Annotated in this window: 25 protein-coding genes; 10 read left to right on the top strand and 15 right to left on the bottom strand. The window is 61.6% G+C overall.

Going from position 1 to position 24196, the window contains the following annotated elements; translation table 11 throughout:
* Window positions 1-13 precede the first annotated feature (13 nt).
* Window positions 14-916 (bottom strand): fatty acid desaturase, encoded by a 903-nt coding sequence (locus ACR0KJ_RS05045; protein ID WP_480626094.1) that lies wholly within the window; start codon window positions 914-916, stop codon window positions 14-16.
* Entirely contained in the window at window positions 909-1112 is a 204-nt protein-coding gene (locus ACR0KJ_RS05050) for a DUF2061 domain-containing protein (RefSeq protein ID WP_170621912.1), read from the bottom strand. Before ACR0KJ_RS05050 ends, ACR0KJ_RS05045 begins: the two co-directional genes overlap by 8 nt.
* A 109-nt stretch (window positions 1113-1221) precedes the next feature.
* Between ACR0KJ_RS05050 and ACR0KJ_RS05055 the strand changes: the two genes are divergently transcribed.
* Both ACR0KJ_RS05055 and ACR0KJ_RS05060 read left to right on the top strand, forming a co-directional pair.
* On the top strand, window positions 1222-2088 hold the full coding sequence (locus ACR0KJ_RS05055) for a helix-turn-helix domain-containing protein (protein ID WP_480626095.1): 867 nt from the start codon (window positions 1222-1224) through the stop codon (window positions 2086-2088).
* 93 nt (window positions 2089-2181) lie between these two features.
* Window positions 2182-2364 carry a hypothetical protein gene (locus tag ACR0KJ_RS05060; protein ID WP_170450164.1) on the top strand — a complete coding sequence of 61 codons (183 nt, stop codon included), beginning with the start codon at window positions 2182-2184 and terminating at the stop codon, window positions 2362-2364.
* A gap of 9 nt (window positions 2365-2373) precedes the next feature.
* Here ACR0KJ_RS05060 and ACR0KJ_RS05065 read toward each other — a convergent pair whose 3' ends face one another.
* The 3 genes from ACR0KJ_RS05065 to bcoG all read right to left on the bottom strand — a co-directional run bounded on the left by ACR0KJ_RS05065 (window position 2374) and on the right by bcoG (window position 5601).
* Window positions 2374-3135: an SDR family oxidoreductase gene (locus ACR0KJ_RS05065; RefSeq protein ID WP_480626096.1), complete on the bottom strand. Its 762-nt coding sequence runs from the start codon at window positions 3133-3135 to the stop codon at window positions 2374-2376.
* Window positions 3132-4595, bottom strand: a complete 1464-nt coding sequence (locus ACR0KJ_RS05070) for a carnitine 3-dehydrogenase (protein ID WP_480626097.1) — start codon at window positions 4593-4595, stop codon at window positions 3132-3134. Before ACR0KJ_RS05070 ends, ACR0KJ_RS05065 begins: the two co-directional genes overlap by 4 nt.
* Window positions 4596-4683: 88 nt before the next feature.
* On the bottom strand, window positions 4684-5601 hold the full coding sequence (gene bcoG, locus ACR0KJ_RS05075) for a 3-dehydrocarnitine:acetyl-CoA trimethylamine transferase BcoG (protein ID WP_480626098.1): 918 nt from the start codon (window positions 5599-5601) through the stop codon (window positions 4684-4686).
* 132 nt (window positions 5602-5733) lie between these two features.
* On the opposite strand from bcoG, the gene ACR0KJ_RS05080 reads away from it, so the two are divergent.
* Window positions 5734-6720 (top strand): GlxA family transcriptional regulator, encoded by a 987-nt coding sequence (locus ACR0KJ_RS05080; protein WP_480626099.1) that lies wholly within the window; start codon window positions 5734-5736, stop codon window positions 6718-6720.
* Between the two features lie 67 nt (window positions 6721-6787).
* Here the strand turns inward: ACR0KJ_RS05080 and ACR0KJ_RS05085 are convergent, their stop codons facing one another.
* From ACR0KJ_RS05085 to ACR0KJ_RS05095, 3 genes are read right to left on the bottom strand one after another with little or no spacing between them, the layout of a single operon-like run.
* Complete coding sequence (locus ACR0KJ_RS05085) at window positions 6788-7834, bottom strand: aldo/keto reductase (RefSeq protein ID WP_480626100.1); 1047 nt, start codon at window positions 7832-7834, stop codon at window positions 6788-6790.
* A gap of 34 nt (window positions 7835-7868) precedes the next feature.
* Window positions 7869-8327, bottom strand: a complete 459-nt coding sequence (locus tag ACR0KJ_RS05090) for a DNA polymerase III subunit chi (RefSeq protein ID WP_170519088.1) — start codon at window positions 8325-8327, stop codon at window positions 7869-7871.
* Between the two features lie 3 nt (window positions 8328-8330).
* A complete protein-coding gene (locus tag ACR0KJ_RS05095) occupies window positions 8331-9797 on the bottom strand; it encodes a leucyl aminopeptidase (protein WP_480626101.1) in 1467 nt (488 codons plus the stop codon).
* A gap of 230 nt (window positions 9798-10027) precedes the next feature.
* Between ACR0KJ_RS05095 and lptG the strand changes: the two genes are divergently transcribed.
* From lptG to rsmA, 5 genes are all read left to right on the top strand, one after another.
* Entirely contained in the window at window positions 10028-11128 is a 1101-nt protein-coding gene (gene lptG, locus ACR0KJ_RS05100; RefSeq protein WP_170453017.1) for an LPS export ABC transporter permease LptG, read from the top strand.
* Window positions 11128-13293, top strand: coding sequence for an LPS-assembly protein LptD (locus ACR0KJ_RS05105; RefSeq protein WP_480626102.1), 2166 nt, complete (start codon window positions 11128-11130; stop codon window positions 13291-13293). The genes lptG and ACR0KJ_RS05105 overlap by 1 nt, the downstream gene beginning before the upstream one ends.
* On the top strand, window positions 13284-14537 hold the full coding sequence (locus ACR0KJ_RS05110) for a peptidylprolyl isomerase (RefSeq protein WP_480626103.1): 1254 nt from the start codon (window positions 13284-13286) through the stop codon (window positions 14535-14537). Before ACR0KJ_RS05105 ends, ACR0KJ_RS05110 begins: the two co-directional genes overlap by 10 nt.
* Window positions 14534-15499, top strand: a complete 966-nt coding sequence (pdxA, locus tag ACR0KJ_RS05115; protein ID WP_480626104.1) for a 4-hydroxythreonine-4-phosphate dehydrogenase PdxA — start codon at window positions 14534-14536, stop codon at window positions 15497-15499. Before ACR0KJ_RS05110 ends, pdxA begins: the two co-directional genes overlap by 4 nt.
* An 84-nt stretch (window positions 15500-15583) precedes the next feature.
* Window positions 15584-16426: a 16S rRNA (adenine(1518)-N(6)/adenine(1519)-N(6))-dimethyltransferase RsmA gene (gene rsmA / locus ACR0KJ_RS05120; protein WP_480626105.1), complete on the top strand. Its 843-nt coding sequence runs from the start codon at window positions 15584-15586 to the stop codon at window positions 16424-16426.
* A 52-nt stretch (window positions 16427-16478) separates the two neighbouring features.
* Here rsmA and ACR0KJ_RS05125 read toward each other — a convergent pair whose 3' ends face one another.
* From ACR0KJ_RS05125 to prfA, 3 genes are all read right to left on the bottom strand, one after another.
* Window positions 16479-17063 carry a DUF4167 domain-containing protein gene (locus ACR0KJ_RS05125; protein ID WP_170450140.1) on the bottom strand — a complete coding sequence of 195 codons (585 nt, stop codon included), beginning with the start codon at window positions 17061-17063 and terminating at the stop codon, window positions 16479-16481.
* Window positions 17064-17304: 241 nt separating this feature from the next.
* The gene (gene prmC, locus ACR0KJ_RS05130; RefSeq protein WP_480626106.1) at window positions 17305-18150 is read right to left on the bottom strand and encodes a peptide chain release factor N(5)-glutamine methyltransferase; all 846 of its coding nucleotides are present in this window, start codon (window positions 18148-18150) and stop codon (window positions 17305-17307) included.
* Window positions 18147-19202, bottom strand: a complete 1056-nt coding sequence (gene prfA / locus ACR0KJ_RS05135) for a peptide chain release factor 1 (RefSeq protein ID WP_170621922.1) — start codon at window positions 19200-19202, stop codon at window positions 18147-18149. Before prfA ends, prmC begins: the two co-directional genes overlap by 4 nt.
* 63 nt (window positions 19203-19265) lie before the next feature.
* Between prfA and ACR0KJ_RS05140 the strand changes: the two genes are divergently transcribed.
* Window positions 19266-19553: a hypothetical protein gene (locus ACR0KJ_RS05140; RefSeq protein ID WP_170450133.1), complete on the top strand. Its 288-nt coding sequence runs from the start codon at window positions 19266-19268 to the stop codon at window positions 19551-19553.
* Between the two features lie 15 nt (window positions 19554-19568).
* Here ACR0KJ_RS05140 and ACR0KJ_RS05145 read toward each other — a convergent pair whose 3' ends face one another.
* From ACR0KJ_RS05145 to ACR0KJ_RS05160, 4 genes are all read right to left on the bottom strand, one after another.
* Window positions 19569-19967, bottom strand: coding sequence for a DUF1499 domain-containing protein (locus ACR0KJ_RS05145; protein WP_480626107.1), 399 nt, complete (start codon window positions 19965-19967; stop codon window positions 19569-19571).
* A 68-nt stretch (window positions 19968-20035) separates the two neighbouring features.
* Window positions 20036-20983, bottom strand: coding sequence for an agmatinase (gene speB, locus ACR0KJ_RS05150; protein WP_170621925.1), 948 nt, complete (start codon window positions 20981-20983; stop codon window positions 20036-20038).
* An 89-nt stretch (window positions 20984-21072) separates the two neighbouring features.
* The gene (gene speB, locus ACR0KJ_RS05155) at window positions 21073-22047 is read right to left on the bottom strand and encodes an agmatinase (RefSeq protein ID WP_170519112.1); all 975 of its coding nucleotides are present in this window, start codon (window positions 22045-22047) and stop codon (window positions 21073-21075) included.
* 12 nt (window positions 22048-22059) lie between these two features.
* A complete protein-coding gene (locus ACR0KJ_RS05160) occupies window positions 22060-23223 on the bottom strand; it encodes a M20 aminoacylase family protein (RefSeq protein ID WP_480626108.1) in 1164 nt (387 codons plus the stop codon).
* Window positions 23224-23289: 66 nt separating this feature from the next.
* On the opposite strand from ACR0KJ_RS05160, the gene mazG reads away from it, so the two are divergent.
* Window positions 23290-24147, top strand: a complete 858-nt coding sequence (gene mazG, locus ACR0KJ_RS05165) for a nucleoside triphosphate pyrophosphohydrolase (protein WP_480626276.1) — start codon at window positions 23290-23292, stop codon at window positions 24145-24147.
* Window positions 24148-24196: the final 49 nt, after the last annotated feature.

Consider the following 24196-nt stretch of genomic DNA (forward strand, 5'->3'; position numbering starts at 1 on the left):
TTCTGTCGCGAAATCAGGGCTTTGGCCAGAGCGGATGGGCCACCGGGTCTTTCGCGCGCCAGAAATACTCTTTGAATATCTGTGCGTAAGACCGATAGACGTACGCCTCGTTGCACGCCTGATACCGCTCTTTCCCGGCCCGATAGAGCGCAGGCAGCTGATACCAAGGCGCGGATGGGTTCATGTGGTGAACAACGTGCAAGTTGTTGTTCAAAAACAGAAAGGACAACAACCCCCGATCTTCGATTATCACGGTCCGTGCGCGCGATTTCTCATGCGCGCGGTGTTCCAGGAAGGTGCGGATTTTGACCAGCCCCAAACCGATATAGGCCGACAGGACAAATCCCCAGACCGGCATGGCCGACTGCGCAACAACCCACAAAACCACCGCGACGCCCGGAAAATGCAGCGCCCATGCCACCAGAACCGCGCGATCCCCCCGGATCATCCCCTGCCATTCGTCCCGAACAAACATGACCTGCCCAATAGCCGGGCCCAGCACGATCCGGCCCAGAAGCGTGTTGTTGATTGCGAACAGCCGCTTCTTCCACCCGGACAATTGCGTCCAGATTTTGGGGTCCAAGTAATTCGTCTCGGGGTCGTCATAAGGATCGGTCAGGTTGGCATCCTGATGATGCGCAAGATGCAGATCGCGGAAGCGATTGAACGGGATGAACAGTGTCAGGGGCAAGGCCAACAGTGCCTCGTTCAACCATTTGGCGCGGAACGGATGGCCGTGCAGCGCCTCATGCGTCAGCGAAGAATGCAAGGCCCCGACCAACCCCATCGCCGGAATGGCCAGCCATAAGGCCCAAGCGGCCAACCAGAACAGCACCGCCAGCCAAGTGGCATAGCACGCGACGATCAGCGCAAACGTGCCCCATTCGGGCGTCTTCGGCGTCGTTGGCTCACCCATGGCGGCCCCACGAAATCCCGGCCCAAATTCGCTCGTAGAGCACATAAAGCGTCAAACCAATGGCCGTATTGACCAGCGCCAGCGCACCACCAATGGCCGCCGATCCGGTTGCGACAAGACCGACCAAAGTCATGACCGCCAACCCAACAGCATTCCAAATGATTGCTTTCACGACCGATCTTCGTCGCGTTTCCATTCCGGACCCCAGTTTTTTTTGTTCTCACAAAAGTGTTACTTACTGGTCCGGGCGTTGGGAATTCTGAATATGATTAACAAAATTCATCACCTGTGATATTTTCCAACATATGGATGAAAAACTCGACAAACGCGTCCGCGCTGCGCAGTTTCGCCTGCGACTGACCCGCGCGATGGAGGACCGCCATGTCAGCCAAAGCGCTCTGGCCCGCAGTATCGGGGTAGACCGGTCCACGGTGTCTCAACTACTGGCCGATGAAGGCGCGCGCTTGCCCAATGCGCATGTGATCGGCGGCTGTGCTTCGGCGCTTGGGGTTTCAGCGGATTGGCTGCTGAGCCTGTCGAACCGCCCCGAAAGCGCGGCGGAACTACTGGCCAGTTCCCTGACCATGACCGAAGCCCCCCGCGCACTGGTGGATGAGCGGATTTTTCAATGGCATCAAGAGGCTGCGGGCTACAAAATCCGCTATGTGCCGGCCACCCTGCCCGACATGCTCAAGACCCGCGCGGTGCTGGAATGGGAATACGCCCCGCATCTGGGTCGCACGGCAGATCAGGCCATCGGTGCCTCCGAGGACCGTCTGTCCTGGATGCGCAGCGCGCAGTCAGACTATGAAATCGCCATGCCGCTGTTTGAAATCCAAAGCTTTGCGCAGGCCGAGGGATACTATCAGGGCCTGTCGCTTCCCATCCGCCTGGAACAAATCGACCATCTGCTGAGCCTCTGCGAACAGCTCTACCCGCGTTTGCGCATCTATCTGTTCGACGCAAAACGCCTGTATTCCGCGCCGGTCACGATCTTCGGCCCACTTCTGTGTGTTTTCTATGCAGGCGGTCACTATATGGCCTTCCGGGACCGCGACCGGATCGAGGTTTTCACCCGCCACTTCGACACATTGATCCGCGAGGCGGATATGACAGCGCGCCATTTTCCAGAACATCTGCGCCAGTTGCGCGCCCAGATTGCCGACGGCTGAGGGCTAAAGGGAATCCCCCAATCGTGCGATTTGGCGGGTCGTGTAGTATAGTGACCGCGCGAACCCTCAGACATTCCATGGAGGATGACAGGAATGGACGCATTACAGACTGCCCAATATGCACGCGCATTGTACACGGCCCATGGCGACCAGGCCGAGGCGGAAGCCGCTAAAAAGATGCGCGAATGTGAGGCCGCCGGAAACACGCAGGAAGCCAAAGACTGGCAGGCCGTGCGCAGCACAATCCGCCAGATCCGCGGCCCGAATCAAGGCTGACAAAGCAGATCAGAGTTTCGGGTCAGGATTGACCGTGTGACCGTCCACCGCGATGACCTGCCCCGAAACCAGCCGCGCCGCGTCCGAGGCCAGAAAGACCGCCATTTCAGCAATATCATGCGCCTCGACAAAGCGCCCCATTGAGGTGCCCGAGGCATAGCCCGCATAGACCTGATCCCGTGTCATGCCCTTTGCGGCGGCTTCGCGCTGCAGGACGCCTTCCATGCGCGGTCCTTCAACAGCGCCCGGACAAATCACGTTGCAGCGCACGCCATGGGGCCCAAGTTCCATCGCCAGTGTCTTGCCCAGCCCGATCACACCCCATTTGGCCGCCGCATAAGGCGCGCGGTTCGGATAGCCATATTGCCCCGCCGTGGATGATGTGATGATCACCGCACCGCGCCCGTCACGCTTCAGCATCGGCACTGCGTATTTTGAACACAGAAACGCGCCTTCAAGATTGACGGAAAGGCAGTTTTTCCAATCTGTTAAAGACACATCCTCAACCAGTGCGGTTGGCCCGGCCACACCTGCATTGGCGCACAGAACATCCAACCCGCCCCAGGCCTGTTCCAGTTGCCCGAAAACCTCGGCGACATGCGCCTCGTCCGACACATCTGCCTTGGATGACTGCCAATGGTCCGGGCAACCCTGCAATGCGGCTTCGTCAATATCCACCACCCAAACCTGCGCCCCTGCGGTATCAAACGCCTCGGCCATCGCGCGCCCGACGCCCGAGGCGCCCGCGGTGATCAACACCCGCTGCGTCATGCGGGTTTTCGGATCGCGGCACCCGCTCCTTCCGGATAGGGAAGATCAGCCTGCGCGCTGGTAATCCGGGCCATGGCGGCTTCGATCTCGGGCGACGGCGGGCTTGGGCGGCGGGTCTGCAGGCTGACATGCAGCAGGAAACTCTCACCCGTGGCCAAAAGCGTGTCGCCCTCATACATGCTGTGGAACAGGTGCAGCTTCTTGCCCTGCCCCAACAGCATCTGCGTCCGGACCTGAATCTTCGCGCCTGCATGTGCCTCATCATGATAGCGGATGTGATTTTCGGCGGTGAAATAGCTGCCGCCCGAGGCGATATAGTCCGCATCGCAGCCGATGATTTCCATGAACCCGTCGGTTGCAGCGGCAAACGCCTCCAGATACTTCGCCTCGTTCATGTGGCCGTTGTAATCCGTCCAATCCAACGGCACCGCACGCGACAGGGTCAGGATCGGCTGGCTCAGATCCGCCTGATCCAACGTCGGCAAAGCACCCGGTTTCAGAAGCGCGTCATGCCGGTTCAGCACCGCCCCTGCGCCGTAATTCTGCGCCTTCAGCGCCCGCATCATGCCTACAAGGTTGTTGTCCCGAATACGCTCAAGTTCCCGGATCGAATGCATCCCGGACTGCGCATCCGACTGATCCGCGATCATATCGACCAGTTCATCAGTGAACTCGGGCACATCCATCAGCTTGGTCCACGGCCATTTCAAAGCGGGCCCGAACTGCGCCATGAAATGCCGCATCCCGGCCTCACCACCGGCCACGCGATAAGTCTCGAACAACCCCATCTGGGCCCAGCGAATGCCAAAGCCCATGCGGATGGCCTCATCCACCTCTTCGGTCGTGGCGATCCCGTCCTTGACCAGCCACAGCGCCTCGCGCCAAACCGCCTCCAGAAAGCGGTCCGCGATATGCGCGTCGATCTCTTTCTTGATGTGCAGGGGGAAGAATCCAACCGATTTCAACAGCTCCTGCGCGCGTTCCACCATCTCGGGCGGGTTCTTGGCGGTCGGCACCAACTCGATCAAAGGCAGCAGATAGACCGGGTTGAACGGATGCGTCACCACAATCTGCTCGGGCCGCAGCGCGCCTTCCTGCAATTCCGACGGCTTGAATCCGCTGGTCGAGGAGCCAATGATCGCGCCCGGATCGCACGCCTCCTGCAACCCTTTGTAAACCTTCAGCTTCAAATCCAGACGTTCCGGCACGCTCTCCTGAATCCAGATCGCGTCCCGAACGGCGTCCCCAATGTCGTCGTGGAAGGTCAACGCCCCCTCGGTCGGCAGAGGTACATCGCTCAACCCCGGCAAAGACCGCCGCGCATTGTCCAGAACCTCACCAATCTTGCGCTCGGCTTCCGGGTCCGGGTCGAATACCCGCACATCCCAGCCATTGAGCAGAAACCGGGCAGCCCATCCGCCGCCGATCACACCACCGCCGATGATCGCCGCTGTTTTCATCGCACCACGCCTCATTCAAATCGCGTTCTTCATCTTTTTCCAAATACTCCGGGGGTTTGGGGGCTGGCCCCCAATTTCCCCGCAGGTGTCAGTTCGCAACCGGTGCCCGCTTCACCAGGCCCAGCTTCTCGCGCACCTCCTGCGGTCCGATCACCCGCGCGCCCATGTTCTCGATGATGGTGCCCGCGCGTTCGACCAACTGCCAGTTCTCAGCCAAGACGCCCTTGTCCAGCCACAGATTATCCTCAAGCCCGACACGCACATTGCCCCCTGCCAGCACCGTTGCCGCCACATAAGCCATCTGATTGCGCCCCAGTGAAAACGCGCTGAACGTCCAGTCATCAGGCACGTTATTTACCATCGCCGTGAACGTGTTCAGATCATCCGGCGCCCCCCAGGGCACCCCCATGCACAGTTGCACCAGCGCATTCGGCTCCAGAATCCCCTCTTTCACCAACTGCTTGGCAAACCACAGATGACCGGTGTCAAAGGCCTCGACCTCAGGCTTCACGCCCATATCGGTCATCATCTGCCCCATAGCCCGCAGCGCACCGGGGGTGTTGGTCATGACATAGTCGGCCTCGGCAAAGTTCATCGTGCCGCAGTCCAGAGTACAAATCTCCGGCAGACATTCGGCAATATGCGCCACGCGCTCCGAGGCCCCGATCATGTCGGTTCCGGCTTCATTCACCGGGAACGGGCTCTCGACCCCGCCAAACACGATGTCCCCGCCCATACCCGCCGTCAGGTTCAAGACCACATCCACGTCGGCGTCACGGATACGGTCCGTCACCTCGCGATACAGATCCAGCCGACGGCTGGGTGCGCCGGTCTCAGGGTCGCGCACATGGCAATGCACCACCGCCGCACCGGCCTTGGCGGCAGCGATTGCGCTATCGGCAATCTGCTGCGGCGAGCGTGGCACGTGCGGGCTGCGATCCTGCGTTCCACCCGAGCCGGTAACAGCACAGGTAATGAAGACATCGCGGTTCATTTCCAGAGGCATGGTGTTTTCCCCAAGTTATACCCGGTTTCGCCCTGAGTTTTCCCCAGGCTTCTCCCCGGCAATCGATTTGCGTTCACCTCCAACTCTGACGCAGCCTTGGGGAAACACTTGCCAGAATGCGAATCGAACTTGATGAAATCCGCAAAAAACATACTCCAGCCCGAACATCGCGCCCTGAAAACGGCGGTGCTGGTGCTGGACGAATGCAACACGCTCAGCTTTGCCTCGGCGGTTGATCCGATGCGCGCCGCCAACCGTCTGGCGGACCGCCCGGCTTTTGACTGGGACTACGTGACCGCCACAGCTGAACCCGCGATGCTGACCAGCGCGCTGAGCGTGCCCGGTATCCCCTTGGCGCGGCTGCAAAGCTGCGACCTGATGATCGTCGTGGCTGGGTTCCAACTGGCCCGCCACGCCACCCCCGGCCTGCTGGCTGGTCTGCGCCGTATTGCCAGCACGGGTGCCACAATGGCCGGCATTGACGGCGGCCCCTGGTTGCTGGCCGAGGCTGGTCTGCTGGATGGCCACGCGGCCACAACCCACTGGGAAGACCTCGACAATTTCGCCGCCCGCTTCCCCGAGGTAGATGTCCGCCCCGACCGCTTCACAGTATCCGAAAACCGCCTGACATCCGGCGGCGCGATCCCGGCGGTCGAGATGATGTTGCACATCATCGCCGCGCGTCACGGCGCAGGCTTTGCCGCGCGCGTCTCGGGCCTGTTCCTGTACGAAGGCGCGCCGGAACCCACCAAACCGCAAAGCCGCACGGGTGCTCCGCTCCGCCATACTGCGCTGACAGCCAAAGCGAACAGCCTGATGGAATCGGCGCTCGACGACCCCCTGCCGCTCGCCTATATCGCCGACCGTCTGGGCACCAGCCCGCGCACGCTGCAACAGCAGTTCCGCCTGCGCCTCAACACCACGCCGCAAGACCACTACCTGCAACTGCGCCTGGCCGAGGCCCGCCGTCTGGTCACCGACACCGACATTCCGCTGATGGATGTGGCACTGGCCACCGGATTCACCTCACAATCCAGCTTCGCCCGCGCCTTCCGCACCGCCCACGGCCAATCTGCGCGCGACCTGAGGCAAGAGCGCGCGCACCCCACCCATCACTGACCGGATCCGCTTCATCTGGCCAAAAATACCTCGGGGGAGTCGCCAAAGGCGACGGGGGCAGAGCCCCCTAAAACGGCATCGGATGCGCGCGATGCGCCTGTCCGATGTCCTTCAGAACCTCAGCCGAAAGCTGCAGATCCTTCCCGGCGATGGTATGTTCCAACTGCGCCACCGACGTCGCACCGAAAATGGCCGACACCATGAAGGGACGCGTCCGGCACCATGCCAGCGCCATATGGGTCGGGTCCAGACCATGTGCCGAGGCAACCTCGAGATAGGCTGCCACCGCATCAAACACCCGATCCGACTTGCGCCCGCCCATCTCGGCCGAGATCGACATGCGCGACCCCTCGGGCACCACGCCACCCTGATACTTGCCGGTCAAAAACCCCGCCGCCAAAGGTGAAAACGCCATCAGGCCCACGTCTTCATGAACGCTCAGCTCGGCCATGTCGGTGTCGAAATGCCGACACAGCAACGAATATTCGTTCTGCACCGACGCGACCCGAGGCGCGCCCATCTGTTCGGACAGGCGCAGCCACTGCGCGATGCCCCAGGCGCTTTCATTCGACAGGCCGAAGGCGCGGATGTTGCCCTTATCGACCTGCGTCTGCAGGGCCTCAAGGCACTCCTGCATGTTCTCCAGAACCTCGTTGGTGTTGTGACCCGACGGGGAATAATTCCAGTTCTGCCGGAACATGTAGCTGCCGCGATTGGGCCAGTGAAACTGATAAAGGTCGATATATTCAGTCTGCAACCGCCGCAGAGAGCCTTCGATTGCCTCAGGGATGGTCTGCGCCGAAATCGGCGCGCCGTCGCGCACGTAAGACATGCCCGACCCCGAATGCTTGGTGGCCAGAACATAGTCGCCCCGGCGCGCCGCGTTGGCCGCGTTCCAGTTGCCCAGGATCTCCTCGGTTCGCCCGATGGTTTCCTTCGAGACCGGATTCACCGGATACATCTCGGCGGCATCGACGAAATTGATCCCTGCCCCCAGCGCCAGATCCATCTGCGCGTGCGCATCCGCCTCGGACGTCTGCGTCCCGAAGGTCATCGTTCCCAGACACAGATCAGAGACCATGATGCCGGTACGACCCAATGGCTTCATTTCCATCCGTCACCCTCCTGAAATTTGCGACAGCCGCGCGTTACGCCTCGGCTTTCTTTTCCCAACGGCCCGATTCTTCGGACCAGTACTGTGCTGAACACCCCGCAGCGGTCAGGGCCTTCCACTGTCCGCGCGCATGGTTAACGGCCTGTTCGTCATTGCCATCAAACAGGATGCAGACGCGGTCAAGTGCTGCAACCTCATCCGGTTCCACCGCAGCCCCGTCCACCGACATAACGCATGTGGCGTCATTTGCCGCCTGCATCTCTGAGGTCAGCAGGATCGGCTGCATCGCATCATGTGGCCCGCCTGCGCGGCCATGGGGCAGGAACGCTTCCTCGGGCCCCAGCCACAGCTTTTCATCCAGCCAGTCCAGCCGGGCGGGATCGGTGCCCCGCACGGCGATCCGCCACCCGGCCTGCCGCGCTTTGTCCAGCAGCACCGGCAAAGTGTGCTCCAGCGGCCTCTGGGTCAGGTGGTAGAAATAGACGGCCCCCATGGTTTACTCGAAATTGTCCTGCACAAAGCGGCTGAGCGCACGGACACCCCAGCCAGTGGCCCCCTTGGGCGCGTAGGAGGTCTCGGACGCGACCGAGGCCACCCCGGCAATGTCCAAATGAATCCACGGCGTTTCGTCCTTGACGAACCGTTGCAGGAACTGCGCCGCCGTGATCGAGCCTGCGGGCCGTCCGCCCACATTCTTCATATCGGCAATGCGGGATTTCAATTGCTTGTCATACGCCTCACCCAGCGGCATCCGCCATGCGCCCTCATCCTCGGCCTGCGCCGATTTCAGGAAGGCATCGCAGAACGTGTCATTGTTCGAGAAGACACCGGCATTTTCATGCCCAAGCCCGATGATGATCGCCCCCGTCAGGGTCGCCAGATCGATCATGCCCACCGGTTCGAACCGTTCCTGCGCGTACCACATCACGTCGCACAGCACCAAGCGCCCCTCGGCATCGGTATTGATGATCTCGACCGTGTCGCCCTTCATCGATTTGACCACATCGCCAGGACGTGTGGCATTGCCCGAGGGCATGTTCTCGACCAGTCCCACAAGCCCCACAACATTGGCCTTGGCCTTGCGTTTGGCCAGCGCCCGCATGGTGCCCGCAACAACACCCGCGCCGCCCATATCCATGGTCATGTCTTCCATGCCACCAGCCGGTTTCAGCGAGATACCACCGGTATCGAACACCACGCCCTTGCCGACCAGCGCCAGAGGCGCATCGTCCTTGTCACCGCCATTCCACTGCATGACGACCACTTTCGACGGGCTGTCCGAGCCCTGCCCGACGCTCAGCAATGTGCGCATGCCCAGTTCGGCCAGCTTGTCCTCGTCCAGCAATTCGACCTCAAGACCCAGCTCGGCCATCTCGGCCAAACGATCCGCGAATTCGGTGGTCGTCAGCACGTTTGCGGGCTCGTTGGTCAGGTCGCGGGTCATCCGCACACCGTCGGCGACCGCATACAACGGCGCAAAGGCAGCTTCGACTTCGTCTGGTTTCTGGTGACTGATCGTGACCGTGCCCGGCGCGTCGCTGTCCTTGGTTTTGTGCGCGTCAAAATCATAGCAACGCAGGGCAATGCCCAACGCCAGATCCTCGGCGCGGGCAAGATTTCCGGCCATGACCAGCAAAGGTTGATTGTCCGACAGCTTGGCCAGCTTGGCCCCGGCCTTTCGCGCCTCATCTGCATCAGGGCGGCGCGGCAGGATCAGGATGTCCAGCGCCTCGGCCGCCATACCGCTTGGCCAGGCCAGCGACACCACATCCCCGACATTCACCTTTTCGAACCGGTCGCTTTCCAGCAGCCGCGCCACGGCGCCGCGCGTCAGGCGATTGGCGCGTTTGGCCGCCGGGCTCAGCTTTCTGTCCGCGGGAATGACGACGACGACGCGCCCCTCGGCCTGTGCCATCGCGTCCACGTCGAAGGCCTGAAACTGGATGGGGACTAGACTGCTCATTGCGCGCTCCTCAAAATCTGTTCCCCAAGACCTAGCCCGCGTCGCCCGGCTTGACCAGATAGCAGTTTTCCCCGACCACCAATTGCATTAAAGTCCTGAAAAAATATTTGGCAGGCTCGAGGGGAGACGACAGTGGCACTAAACGGCAGGCACACGCCGTCGCGCATGACCATATGCGGGACAGGCCTTGGCCAGACTGCCTGTGATGCAAGCCCAGCGGGGCTGTGCCCGTGATACTGGACCGCTACTTCGCCCGCCGCTTTTTGCAAAGCTTTCTGGTCATCGGCGGCATCTTTCTGACCCTGATGATTCTGATCGACCTGATCGAACAGGTGCGTCGGTTCAACGAGGTTGACCTGTCCTTTGGCCGCTTGTTGCAACTGACCTTGTTGAACACGCCCGCCGCGATCAGCGAAATGCTGCCCCTGCTGGTGATCCTGGCCACTATCGCGCTGTTCGTGGGGTTGGCGCGCACCTCTGAACTTGTGGTGACGCGGGCCACGGGTCGGTCCGGCATCCGCGCACTGGTGGCCCCTGTCCTGCTGGCGCTGATCATCGGTGCGCTTGCCGTGACCTTGCTTAACCCGATCGCGGCAGCCACCTCCGAGGAATATCAGCGCCTGTCCGATTCCTACCGCAACAACGGCAGTTCCGCCCTGTCGATCAGCAGCGAAGGCCTGTGGCTGCGTCAAAGCACCGACACAGGTCAGGCCGTGATCCACGCCCGAGGCACGTCGAACGGGGATGAGTTGCGCCTGCGTGATGTCACCATCGTCTCGTTCGATCCCGACGGCAAACCGACCCAACAGATCGTTGCAGACCGTGCCCGGCTGATCGATGGAAGCTGGGTTCTGATGCAGGCCAAGGTCTGGAACTTTGAGGACGGCCAGAACCCCGAACTGAACGCGGTCGAGCATGACCGGCTGGACCTGCCCACCTCACTGACCCGTCAGCGCATTCTGGACACTTTGGGCCAACAGGACTCCGTTTCTGTGTACGACCTGCCGCAGCTTATCAAGGATCTGCGCGAGGCCGGATTCTCGACCAAGCAGTACGAGGTCTGGCTGCAAGTCCAACTGGCGCGCCCCTTCTTTCTGGTGTCGATGGTTCTGATCGGAGCCGCATTTACCATGCGCCACGTGCGTTTCGGTGGAACCGGTGTGGCGGTTCTGACGGCGGTTCTGTTGGGCTTTGCCATCTATTTCGTACGCAATTTTGCGCAAATTCTTGGGGAAAACGGTCAATTGCCCATCTACGTCGCTGCCTGGGCCCCGCCCGTTGCCGCCATATTCCTGTCACTTGGCCTGTTGCTGCATGCGGAGGACGGGTAATGCCGCGCATCGTATCTGCGCTGCTGGCAGGTGTCCTGGTCTTTGCAGCCCCGACCACCGCGTTGAAGGCGCAAACCGCGCCTGGACCCGCGCCTGCGGATGGAGCGGCGCAGCAGGAACAGCCCGCCTTGCTGGTGGCCGACAAAATCTTCATCACGCCCGAGCGAAAGCTGGTCGCCGAAGGCAATGTCGAGGCGTTTCAGGGCGATGTGAAACTGACCGCCCAACGAGTCACTTTCGATCAGGAAACCGGGCAGCTTGTCCTTGAAGGTCCGATCCGCATCGATCAGGCCGGACAGACCACGCTGCTGGCGGATTCGGGCGAGTTGGATGAAGGTATTCAAAACGGCCTGCTGATCGGCGCTCGGATGGTGTTTGACCAGCAGGTGCAGATCGCCTCGGTTCAGGCCAATCGGGCGGCCGGGCGCTATACGCAGTTCAGCAAGGTCTCGGCCACGTCGTGCCATGTCTGCGCAAATGGCAGACCGCCTCTGTGGCAGATCAGGGCGCGCAGGGTAATCCACGACCAGCTCGAACGACAGTTGTATTTCGAAGGCGCACAGCTTCGGGTGCTGGATTTCCCGGTGTTTTATTTCCCCTATCTGCGCCTGCCGGATCCGACACTTGACCGGGCAACCGGGTTTCTGGTGCCGTCGATCCGCAGCACCTCGCAACTGGGGACCGGCGTGCAGGTTCCGTATTTCTTCAAAATCGGCGATCATAAGGACCTGACACTGACGCCTTATGTGTCGGCCCAGACCAAAACGCTGGGATATCGCTATCGTCAGGCCTTCAAGAACGGCCGCATTCAGATCGAAGGCGCGTTTACCCGTGATGATGTGCAACCGGATCAGGATCGCGGCTATTTGTTCGCCAACGGTTTCTTCAACCTCAAAAACGACTACCGGCTGAGCTTCAATCTGCGCACCACATCCGATGACGCCTATCTCGCCGATTACGGCCTGCCGGATTTCGACCGCCTGCGCAGCGAAATCGCGCTGACCCGGATCAAACGCGACACCGCGTTCCGCACCAGTTTCATCCATTACAAGACCCTGCGCGACAGCGAGGATCAGGATGAGATCCCCTCGCGTGTGTTCGATCTGAACTATGAAAGGCGCTATTTCCCCAATGCCATCGGCGGTGAAGTGCGGCTGGGCTTTATCACCCACGCCCATGAACGCACCAGCGACGAGGATATTGTTGGGCGTGACATTGCACGTGCAACCTTTGACGCCGAGTGGCTGCGCAGCTGGACCTTTGCCACAGGGCTTCGGGCCGACGTGCAGCTGGGCACATCGGTGGATACGTTCGACATCCGCAATGACAGCGCGTTCCCGGATCAGGTCACACGTGCAACGCCACGCGCGGCACTGACCCTGCGCTATCCGATGACCCGCCGGGAACAATCCGGCGCGACCCAGTTTCTGGAACCGATCGCGCAATTCGGCTGGACCGATGTGTCCGATACCGATGTGCCCAATGACGAAAGCACGTTTCAGGAATTCGATCAGGGCAACCTTCTGTCCCTGTCCCGCTTCCCGGCAGAAGACCAGCGCGAGGATGGGGCCACGGCCGTCTTTGGCGTGAACTGGGCGCGGTACAAGGCGAACGGCTGGCAGGCGCTGGCCACCGTGGGTCAGGTCTTTCGCAGCGAAGCCGACCCGAATTTCAACCTGACCTCGGGCCTACAGGGCACAACCTCGGATCTGCTGCTGGCCGGTCAGATCAAAACAGCCAACGGTTGGTCGCTGGCCGGGCGTGGGCTGATCGATGGTGATTTCAGCTTTACCAAGGCCGAGCTGCGCGGCGGCTGGACCGGAGAAGGCAGTGCGATCACCGGCAGCTATGTCTGGCAAGAAGCGGATCCCGCCGAAAATCTGGATGACGAGATTTCGGAAATCTGGCTGCGCGGGCGCTACCGGGTTGACGAAAACTGGCTGACCCGCGCCTCGGCCCGCTATGATCTGGCCGCCTCGGAACCCATTCGTCTGGGGCTGGGCGTGACTTATCAGAACGAGTGCGTGCAGGTTAACATGTCCGTAAGCAGGCGCTTTACATCGACAACAACTATTGAGCCTTCGACCGAATTCGGGTTTACCCTTTCGCTGACAGGATATGCCGTTGAAGGCGGCGGAAAGACATACAAGAGAAAATGCAGTTGATTACAGGTTTCGTCAGGTTTCTCCGTTCCGGTTGCTCCAAACCGGTTACTTTGGCATTGGCAGCAGCCATCTTGGCCTTGTCCGCCCCTCAGTCGGGCGCCCAAAGCCTGTTCTCACCCGCGATCCGCGTCAATCAGGACATCGTCACCTGGTACGAACTGGAACAGCGGATCCAGTTTCTGAACGTTCTGGGCATCCCCGGCGGCACCGAGGCCGAGGTCCGGCAGGCCCTGATCGATGAACGTCTGCGCAAACAAGCCATGCGTGAGGCCGGAATTCAGGCCGCCCCCGAAGACGTGCAGGTCGGCATCGACGAATTCGCCGCGCGCGGCCAACTCAGCACCGATCAGTTCCTGCAATTGCTGGGCGATGCAGGCGTTGACCCCGAAACGGTACGCGATTTCGTGGCCGATCAGTTGGCCTGGCGCGATTATATCAGCGCGCGTTTTCTGTCTCAGGCCCGCCCCACCGAAGACGAGATCAACCGCGCCCTTGGTCAGGGCGGCGGTGGCGGCCTTCAGGTCCTGCTGTCCGAGATCATCATTCCGGTGAACCAGCAAACCCTGGCACAAACCGAGTTGTTGGCCGAAGAAATCTCGCGCCTGCAAGGGTTTGACGCGTTTTCCTCAGCCGCCGCGCAATACTCGGCAGCTGCCACCCGCAACAATGGCGGACGGCTGGACTGGCTGAACATCACCAACCTGCCACCTGCGCTGCAACCCTTGATTCTGGGACTGGAAAACGGTGAGATCACCGAGCCCGTGGGCCTGCCCAACGCCATCGCGCTGTTCCAGATGCGCGGTATTCGCGAGGTCTCGACCGGCGCACCCCGATATTCGAAAATCGACTACGCGATCTACTACCTGCCCGGCGGGCGCAGCGGTGACACGCTGGCCCAGGCTGCCCGCCTGCGCGAGGATATCGACACTTGCGACGACCTGTACGGCATCGCCAAGGACCAACCCGCCGAGGTGCTGGAACGGATCGAGGCCGCGCCATCGGAAATCCCGCAGGATGTTGCCGTGGAACTGGCTAAGCTGGACCGCAACGAGGTGTCTACGGCGCTGACCCGCAACAATGGGCAAACGCTGATGTTCCTGATGCTGTGCAACCGCACCCGCGATCTGGGTGAAGATACCTCGCGCGTTGATGTCGCCAACGCCCTGACCCAGCAACGCCTGCAAGCCTTTGCCGAAAGCCTGCTGGAACAGCTGCGCGCCGACGCATCCATAACCGAGCAATGACAGCCCCCATCGCGCTCAGCTGCGGTGATCCGGCAGGCATCGGCCCCGAAATCGCTGCCAAGGCATGGGCTGAGTTGCGTGGCACCTGCTCGTTTTTCCTTATCGGCGATGCATCCCACCTGCCTGCGGGCACACCAACCCAACACATCGCAGACCCGGCCGAAGCTGTTCAGATCAGCCCAAACGCGCTGCCGGTTCTGCATTTGGACTTCCCGACGCAAAACACACCCGGACAGCCCGACCCCGCCAGCGCCCCCAGCGTGATCGACGCGATCGAACGCGGCGTGGCACTGGTGCAATCCGGCGCGGCCTCGGCGCTCTGCACCGCGCCGATCCACAAAAAGGCCCTGATCGACGGGGCCGGGTTTGCCTATCCGGGGCACACCGAGTTTCTGGCCGCACTGGCGGGGCGACAGCGCGTTGTGATGATGCTGGCCAGCGCGCAGTTGCGGGTTGTTCCCGCCACCATTCACATCCCCCTGTCACGGGTGCCACAGGAACTGACGCCCGATCTGCTGACCGAAACAATCGCGCTGACCGCCGACGGGCTGCGCCGCCAATTCGGCATCGCGCATCCAAGGATCGCTATTGCGGGGCTGAATCCCCATGCCGGTGAAGGCGGCAAGATGGGCACCGAGGAGTTGGATTGGATCGCGCCCCTGATCGCCGGTCTGGACAGCAAGGATTGCTCCGTCACCGGCCCGCATCCGGCAGACACGCTGTTCCACGCCGCCGCCCGCGCCCGCTATGACGCGGCCATCGCCATGTATCACGACCAGGCCCTGATCCCGATCAAGACGCTGGATTTCGACCGAGGCGTCAACGTGACGCTCGGCCTACCCTTCATCCGAACATCCCCCGACCACGGCACCGCGCTGGACATTGCCGGACAAGGCATCGCCAACCCCACCAGCCTGATCGAGGCCCTGAAACTCGCCCAACAGATGGCACAAACCCCTTGATCCTTCACCTGGCTGAAAATATCCCCGCCGGAGGCAAAAAATCTCTGGCGCTCCCCCATCAACCCGCGCCACGGTAACCGGATCATGAGCGCTATCGACACCCTCCCCCCCCTGCGCGAGGTCATCGCGACCCACCAGCTGTCGGCCCGCAAATCGCTGGGCCAGAACTTTCTGCTGGACCTCAACCTGACCGCCAAGATCGCACGTCAGGCCGGGGATCTGACGCAATGCGACGTTCTGGAAATCGGCCCCGGCCCCGGCGGCCTGACGCGGGGGCTGCTTTCGGAAGGTGCGCGCAAGGTTGTGGCAGTGGAAAAAGACACCCGCTGCATCGCCGCCCTGAACGACATCGCTGCGGCCTATCCGGGCCAGCTAGAGGTGATCAACGGCGACGCGCTGGAAATCAACCCGCTGGAACATCTGACGCCACCGATCCGCGTCGCCGCCAACCTGCCCTATAACGTGGGCACCGAGCTTCTGGTCCGCTGGCTGACCCCGCCCGAATGGCCGCCCTTCTGGCAAAGCCTGACCCTGATGTTCCAGCGCGAGGTCGCCGAGCGCATCGTCGCCCAACCCGGCAGCAAGGCCTATGGCCGCCTTGCCATTCTCGCCCAATGGCGGGCCGAGTCGCGCATCGCCATGTCACTGCCCCCCGGCGCATTTACGCCCCCGCCCAAAGTCTCCAGCGCCGTGGTCCACCTGACCGCCCTGCCCGAGCCGCGCTATCCGGCCGATGCAGCCACGCTGTCGCGCGTTGTGGCCGCCGCCTTCAACCAACGCCGCAAGATGCTGCGCGCCTCGCTGAAAGGCGTGGCCCCCGACATCGAGGACCGCTTGATCGCAGCCGGGATCAAACCCACAGAACGCGCCGAACAAGTCCCGCTTGAAGGTTTTTGTGCGCTGGCGCGCCAAATTACGAACCGCTGAGCAAAAAAGCCCCGGACAGTGTCCGGGGCTTTTTGAATTCGTCTATCGGGATTTACTCAGCTGCTTCCGGGGTATCCCCATCCGTTTTGGGCGCACCCTCTGACGCAGGCGCGGCCTTGGGCTTGCGGGCACGCGGTTTGCGGGCGGGTTTTTCTTTTTTCTCGGGCGCTTCAGCCGTTTGGGCGTCGCCTTTGCTTTCCGGTGTTTCGACCAACCCGCTTTCAGGCGCCGACGCCTCGGGCGAGAAATCCATCACATCGGGTTGTGGTGCCTCGGCCGGGTCGGCCTGACGGGCGGCTTCGCGTTCCTGCCGTTCGGCGCGTTCGCGGTCACGCTCGGCCTGACGCTCGCGGTTCTGGCGCTCCTGCTCTTCGCGGCGGGCTTCGATCTCGCGCTGTGCCTCGCTCAGCATCCGCAGATAATGTTCCGCGTGCTGCTGAAAGTTCTCGGCTGCGACACGGTCGTTTGACAACTGAGCGTCGCGGGCAAGCTGGTTGTATTTGTCAATGATCTGCTGCGGCGTGCCACGCACCTTGCCCTCGGGGCCCGAGCTGTCAAAAACACGGTTCACGACGTTACCGCCGGAAGGACGATTGCGGTTGTTCTTGGCCCGCGAGCGGGATTTGGAAGATCTCATCTTACTTTACGTCAGCCTTGTCATTCGCTGTCGACCAACCCGTGTTCTGCACTGCTCTGCGGCGTTTGCCATGACGGGAAGTCAACTTTTTTGGGCTTGGCGTCAGGGGTGCGCTGCAACAGCGTCAACCTCGCCGACTAATCCTGAGTAAACATGTCCTGCCCCGGCAGACAAGAGGATTCTCGGATATTTTGCAGCTTTTTTACCTAAACCGGCGTTTTTCGGCCTCATACTGTTGATTTCAAGCAGGCAGACGTGCGCCCACGACGCGGTCACGCCCGTCCAGATCCGGGATCACGCGGATATCCGCCAGACCAGAGGCGTCAAACAACGCGGCAACCTGCGTGGCCTGTGTAGGGCCGATTTCAACCAGAATGCGCCCGCCAGGCAGCAGAAAATCCGGCGCATCGGCGGCCAGATGGCGGTAGGCGTTAAGCCCGTCGCCCTCATCTGTCAGGGCCATCCGGGGTTCATGCTCGCGCACTTCCGGGGACAGGTCCGGCATTTCCGTCAGCGCAATGTATGGCGGGTTCGAGACGATCAGGTCGAACTTGCCCTCGACCACCTCGAACCAGTCCGAGCGCAGCACTTCGGCACGCGCCTGCACATTGTGCTGCACTGCATTGGCGCTGGTTTGCAGGCAGGCGGCCTCGCTCAGATCCACGCCCACCCCGCTTGCGCTGGTGCGTTCAGCCAGCAATGTGATCAGTATACAGCCCGAGCCGACACCAAGATCCAGCACATGGTCGAACGGCTCGCTCAGCGCGGCTTCGATCAGCGCTTCGGTCTCGGGGCGCGGGTCCAGAACGTCGCGGCTGACATGGAACCGGCGACCATAGAATTCACGCTCACCCAGAAGATGCGAGACTGGCACCCGGATGGCGCGCAGCGAGATCAACTGGTCGTAGCGTTCGGCAATGTCGGGCGGCAGTTCTTCGGGCGCGATCAGAGTGACCCGACTGGCTTCAATCCGCGCCGCATGGGCCAGCAGAACACGGGCGTCCCGCGCCGGATCTTCCACGCCCGCAGCCCGCAGGCGCGCCGTGGCGGCCACCATGGCCTGTGCCGCTGTTTGCACCCCGGTCATTGCGCCATCTCGGCCAGCAGCCGGGCCTGATCATCGGCGGTCAGTGCGTCGATCACTTCATCCAGATCGCCCTGCATCACCTGATCCAGCTTATAGAGCGTCAGGTTGATGCGGTGATCCGTCATGCGGCCTTGCGGGAAGTTATAGGTTCTGATCCGTTCCGACCGGTCGCCCGACCCCACCTGACTGGCCCGATCGGCCGAGCGTTCGCTGTCGATCCGCTGCCGCTCCAGATCATAAAGCCGCGTTTTCAGCACCTGCATCGCGATCTCGCGGTTGCGGTGCTGCGACTTCTCGGAACTGGTCACCACAAGGCCTGTCGGCAAGTGGGTGATCCGCACCGCCGAGTCGGTCGTGTTCACGTGCTGCCCACCCGCACCGGAACTGCGCATCGTGTCGATGCGGATGTCATTTGCGTCGATCTGGATGTCCACATCTTCAGCCTCGGGTAGAACCGCCACCGTCGCTGCCGAGGTGTGAATACGCCCGCCGCTTTCGGTTTCAGGCACGCGCTGCACCCGATGCACACCGGATTCGTATTTCATCCGGGCAAAGACATTGTCGCCCTTGATGTGGGCCACAACTTCTTTGACGCCCCCCAGATCCGAGGCCTGTTCCTCGATAATCTCGAACCGCCAGCCGCGACTTTCCGCATAGCGCTGGTACATGCGCAGCAGGTCCCCCGCAAACAACGCGGCCTCGTCCCCGCCGGTGCCGGGTCGGATTTCCAGCATCGCCGGGCGGGCGTCCGCCTCGTCCTTGGGCAGCAAGGCCAGTTGCAGCGCATGTTCGGCTTGCGGAATCTGCGCCTGCAATTCCGGGATTTCTTCCTCGGCCAGTTCCTTCATATCCGGGTCGGACAGCATCGCCTCGGCCTCGGACAGATCGGCAACCAGCTGACGCCACGCCATGATCTGGTCAACCACCGGCTTGAGGTCCGAATACTCCTTGGCCAAAGCCGCAATGTCCCCGCCCGAGGCACCATCAGCCATGGCCGCTTCGAGGTATTGGAATCGCTGGGTTATCTGCTCAAGGCGTTCTTCGGGGATCATCCCGGCGGTGTCTCTTAATCCGGGGCTTTGGTCAAGGGCTAGCCTTGTGCTAAGATTCTGCCCATGAAACGGTTTGTTCTTGGATTACTGCTGTGTGCCTCGCCTGTTATGGCGGATGTGACCGGCCCGAATGGCAAGGTTCAGGACTGTTATTGCACCGACAAAACCGGCACGCGCGTTGAACTGGGTGAGATGATCTGCCTGCAGGTCGATGGCCGCATGTTCATGGCGCAATGCCAGATGTCACTGAATGTGCCCATGTGGCGCGAGGTGCAGGAAGGGTGCTTGTCGTCTGGTTTGCCGTCCGACTGGCCGGATCTGGAACCTGCGCCCGACACCGCCGCGTCCTAAGCGACACCTGCGGCGTCACATCTGCCCCAACCACCCATCAACCCGCGCCTTGTTCACTCCAAAATCCTTGCGGCCAAAGCGCAAACGCCCGTGAATGCGCAGGACATCCCCATCCTGCTGTACCGTCGTGTAGTCCGGGAAGCCGATCACCTTGGTGCGGGTGATGTAGGTGATCATCCGGTCCCCAACCGATCCGGCCAGAACCGTGGTGCGCGGTGCCGCCCTTGCAATCGCATCCAGACGCGCCAGGCCATCCGGACCCGCCTCAACCACGCGCAAAACGCCGCCCTGCAAGTCACGATCCGCATCGGCCTGAGGGGCCACGTGCCAGCGCTTTGGGTCTGACGGTGCCAATCGGATATACGCCGCCATCCCAACGGCCAGAAAAAGAAGCAAACCAAGGGCTATCTTCATCACCTACCTCAACCTTTTCCCGTCAGCCTATCCCGATCCGCCACCGGAACAAGGTGCCCCGTACGGCTTTACCGCGACGTCACGCCGGGCAGGATGCACAACAGCTCGAACAGCAGGTTCGCCGCCGTCAGCGCCGTGTTGCCCGACGGGTCGTAAGGCGGAGAGACCTCGACCAGATCACAGCCCACCACATTCACCCCCTGCAAGGCGTGGATCAGTTGCAACGCCTGCGGGGTGGTCAATCCACCGATCTCGGGCGTTCCGGTGCCGGGGGCGTAGGCGGGATCGAGACTGTCGATGTCATAGGTGATGTAAACCGGGTGATCCTCGACCGTCTTGCGGATCTGCGAGCCGATCTGGGTCAGGTTTTGTTGCCACAACTCCCACGCCGGAAACTGGCGAAAGCCCCAGTCTTTGGCCTCGGTAAAGTCGGTGGCGGCGTAGCCCGAGCCGCGAATGCCGATCTGAAAAGTTTTGTCGGGGACGATCAGCCCCTCTTCATAGGCGCGACGGAAGACGGTGCCGTGGGTTTCCTTCTCACCAAACATCTCATCGTTCACATCCGCATGGGCATCCACATGGACCAGGGCCACCGGCCCGTGTTTCGCCGCAATCGCCCGCAGGATCGGCAAAGTGATCGAGTGATCCCCGCCCATCGCCACCGGGATCACGTTCTTCGCCAGAATACCGTCATAGCTGTCCTTGATGATCTTCAGGCTTTCGGACAGCGAGAAGGTGTTGATTGCAAGATCGCCAATATCGGCAGTCTGCAAACTGTCGAACGGGGCGGCAGATGTGGCCATGTTATAGGGCCGGATCATCGCGCTTTCGCTGCGGATCTGCTTGGGACCAAACCGGGTGCCTGAGCGCCACGAGGTGCCGATATCCATCGGGATCCCCAACAGCGCAATATCCAGCCCCGCCAGCGAGGTCGCCTGCGGCAGACGCATAAAGGTGTTCGGCCCGGAAAACCGCGCCAGATCATTGCCGCTGATCGGTTGATTATACTCAGTCATGCGCGTTTGGTTCCCACTCCATCAGATCACGTCCCTCAGCACATACCGGATGTATGGCTAACCATTGGTTAACGCCCGAGGGGTCGCGTTTACGTTTTGCCAGCCATCAGGCGTTTCCACCCCAGCAGGCAGATGATCTGCGTGGCCACATGCGCCCCGGCAATCGCCGTCGCACCGGATGTATCGAAAGGCGGCGACACCTCGACCACATCCCCGCCTTTGATGTTGATCCCGGCAATGTCGCGCAGGATGATCTGCGTCTGGATTGAGCTCAGGCCACCCCAGACCGGTGTTCCCGTGCCAGGGGCAAAGGCCGGGTCCAGACCGTCAATATCAAAGCTCAGGTAGACGGGATTGTCGCCCAGAATGCCCTTGATCTTCTGGGCCACGGCGGCGGGGCCGGATTCGTAAACCTCGCGCGCGTCGATGATGTTGACGCCCAGCGTGTCCTCGTTATGGGTGCGAATACCCACCTGGACCGAGCGTTTGGGGTCCACGATCCCTGATTTCACCGCCTTGTAGAACATCGTCCCGTGATCCACGCGCGACATATCATCGTCGGCCCATGTGTCGGTATGCGCATCGAATTGCAGCAGAGACATCGGCCCGAATTTCTCGGCATAGGCTTTGAGGATCGGGAAGCTGATATAGTGATCCCCGCCCAGCGTGACCGAGGCCACATCGGCGGCCAGAATAGTCCGGATATGATCGGTCAGCGTGTCCGGAAAGGCCGGGATATTGGCGTAGTCATAGGCCATGTCGCCGTAATCCACAATGGCCAGTTCGCTGAGTGCATCAAAGGGCCAGCCATAAGGTGCATCTGGCGATTGCAGCGCGCTGGCCTCGCGGATCGCGCGGGGGCCCAGACGTGTGCCGGGGCGATTGGTCACGGCCTGATCGAACGGCACGCCGGTTACGGCGATGTCCACGCCCATTAGCTCTTTGGTGTAAAGCCGCCGCAGGAACGAGGTCGCGCCGCCGAAGGTGTTCTCATAGGACAACCCTTTGAGATCGGGGTTGGTAAAGGCCTCGTCTACCTGATGCTTAGCGTCTTCCAGTGCCATACCTGCCCCCCATCAGCCCAGCGGCTGGGCCTTTTCGACGATCCGCGCGAAGAACGATGCGCCCACCGGTGCAATCTCGTCATTGAAGTTGTATTTCGGGTGATGCAGGCCCGCGCCCTCGCCCTGCCCCAAGAACAGATACGCGCCGGGGCGTTTCTGCAGCATGTACGAGAAATCCTCGGCCCCCATCTCACGCCCGGTATTTGCGATGACCCGGTCTGGCCCGGCAACGTCCCGTGCAACCTCGGCCGCAAAACCCGCCTTGTCGGCATCATTGATCGTCGCGGGATAGCTGACGACATAATCCAGCCGCGCCTCGACTCCGTACGAGGCCGCCTGCCCCTGCACGATCTGCTCCATCCGCTGCATCACCATTTTCTGAACGGCAGGGTCGAAGGTGCGGACGGTGCCGTTGATATAGGCCGTATCGGGGATCACGTTGTTGACCGTCCCGGTATGGATTTGCGTGACCGAAACGACCAGATCGTCCAAGGCATAGTGATTGCGGCTGACAATCGTCTGAATCGCCTGCGCAATGGCGCAGGCGGCCATGACCGGGTCGCGGGTCTCATGCGGCATCGCACCGTGGCCACCGACGCCCTGGATATGCACCTCGAACGTATCGACCGCTGCCATGATCGGACCGGGCGTGGTGTAGAACGCGCCTTCGGCAAAGCCCGGCGCGTTGTGCAGCGCGTAGACCTGAGCGATGTCGAACTGCTCCATGATGCCTTCCTGAACCATGACATTGGCCCCGCCACCCTCTTCCTCGGCGGGCTGGAAAATCAGCGCAACGCGGCCGCGGAAGTTTCGCGTCTCGGCCAGATAGCGCGCGGCGCCCAGCAGCATCGTGGTGTGCCCGTCATGGCCGCAGGCGTGCATCTTGCCGGGGTGTTTCGAGGCGTAGTCTACGCCCGTCTCCTCGGTAATTGGCAGCGCATCCATATCGGCGCGCAGGCCAATGGTCGGCCCGTCGCCCTGCCCGTTGATGACCGCGACCATCCCGGTTTTCGCAATACCTTCGTGCAGTTCATCCACCCCGAACTCGCGCAACCGTTCGGCCACAAAGGCGGCGGTTTCAAAGCACTCGAACTCCAGTTCGGGGATCGTGTGCAAATGCTGGCGCCATGCGGCCATGTCGGCTGAGAAATCGGCAATTCGGTTGACGACGGGCATCTGGGGTGGACTCCTGATCGGGACTGCGGAATGGATGCATCTGACACCGGAACGAAAGGGTTCGCAATGGCCGAAAATCCTCTGATCCACGACAGCGATGCGGGTATCGAACGTTTGCTGGAAATCATGCGTCGCCTGCGCGACCCGGATTCAGGCTGTCCGTGGGACATCGAACAGGATTTTTCGACGATTGCCCCCTATACCATCGAAGAGGCCTATGAGGTTGCCGACGCCATCGAACGTGAGGCCTATGATGAGCTGCAAGGAGAGCTGGGCGATCTGCTGTTCCAGTCCGTCTTTCACGCGCAGATGGCCGAAGAGGCCGGGCATTTCACCTTTCAGGACGTGGTGCGCACCATGTCGGACAAGATGGTCGACCGCCACCCGCATGTGTTCGGCGACGAATCCCGCGATAAATCGGCTGAACAGCAGACGCGCGACTGGGAAACCATCAAAGCGGCTGAGCGTGCGGGAAAGGAACAGAAAGGCGCGCTGGACGGTGTCGCGGCCAACCTGCCCGCGCTGTTGCGCGCGCATAAGCTGCAAAAACGCGCCGCCCGCGTGGGGTTTGACTGGCCCGATGCCAGCCACGTGCTGGCCAAGATCACCGAAGAGGCCGCCGAACTGGAAGAGGCGCGCAACATCAAGGACGCCGACGCGCTTGAGGATGAATTCGGCGATCTGCTGTTCGTGATGGTCAATCTGGGCCGCCATCTGGGGATCGAGCCCGAGGCCGCCCTGCGCCGCACCAATGCCAAGTTCACCCGCCGCTTTGAACAGGTAGAGGCGCGGCTGGCCGCCCGTGGCAAAACGCCGTCGCAAAGCGATCTGGCCGAGATGGACGCGCTGTGGGATGAGGTCAAGATCGAGGAACACCGCGCCAACGGCAAACTCCCGCCTGTGGACGCACCGACCGGGGCCTGAAACCGCTGGACAAGTGCGGTGACACTTGCGAGTGTCCGCGCTTCAAGAC

This window comes from Ruegeria sp. AD6 (assembly GCF_056542325.1).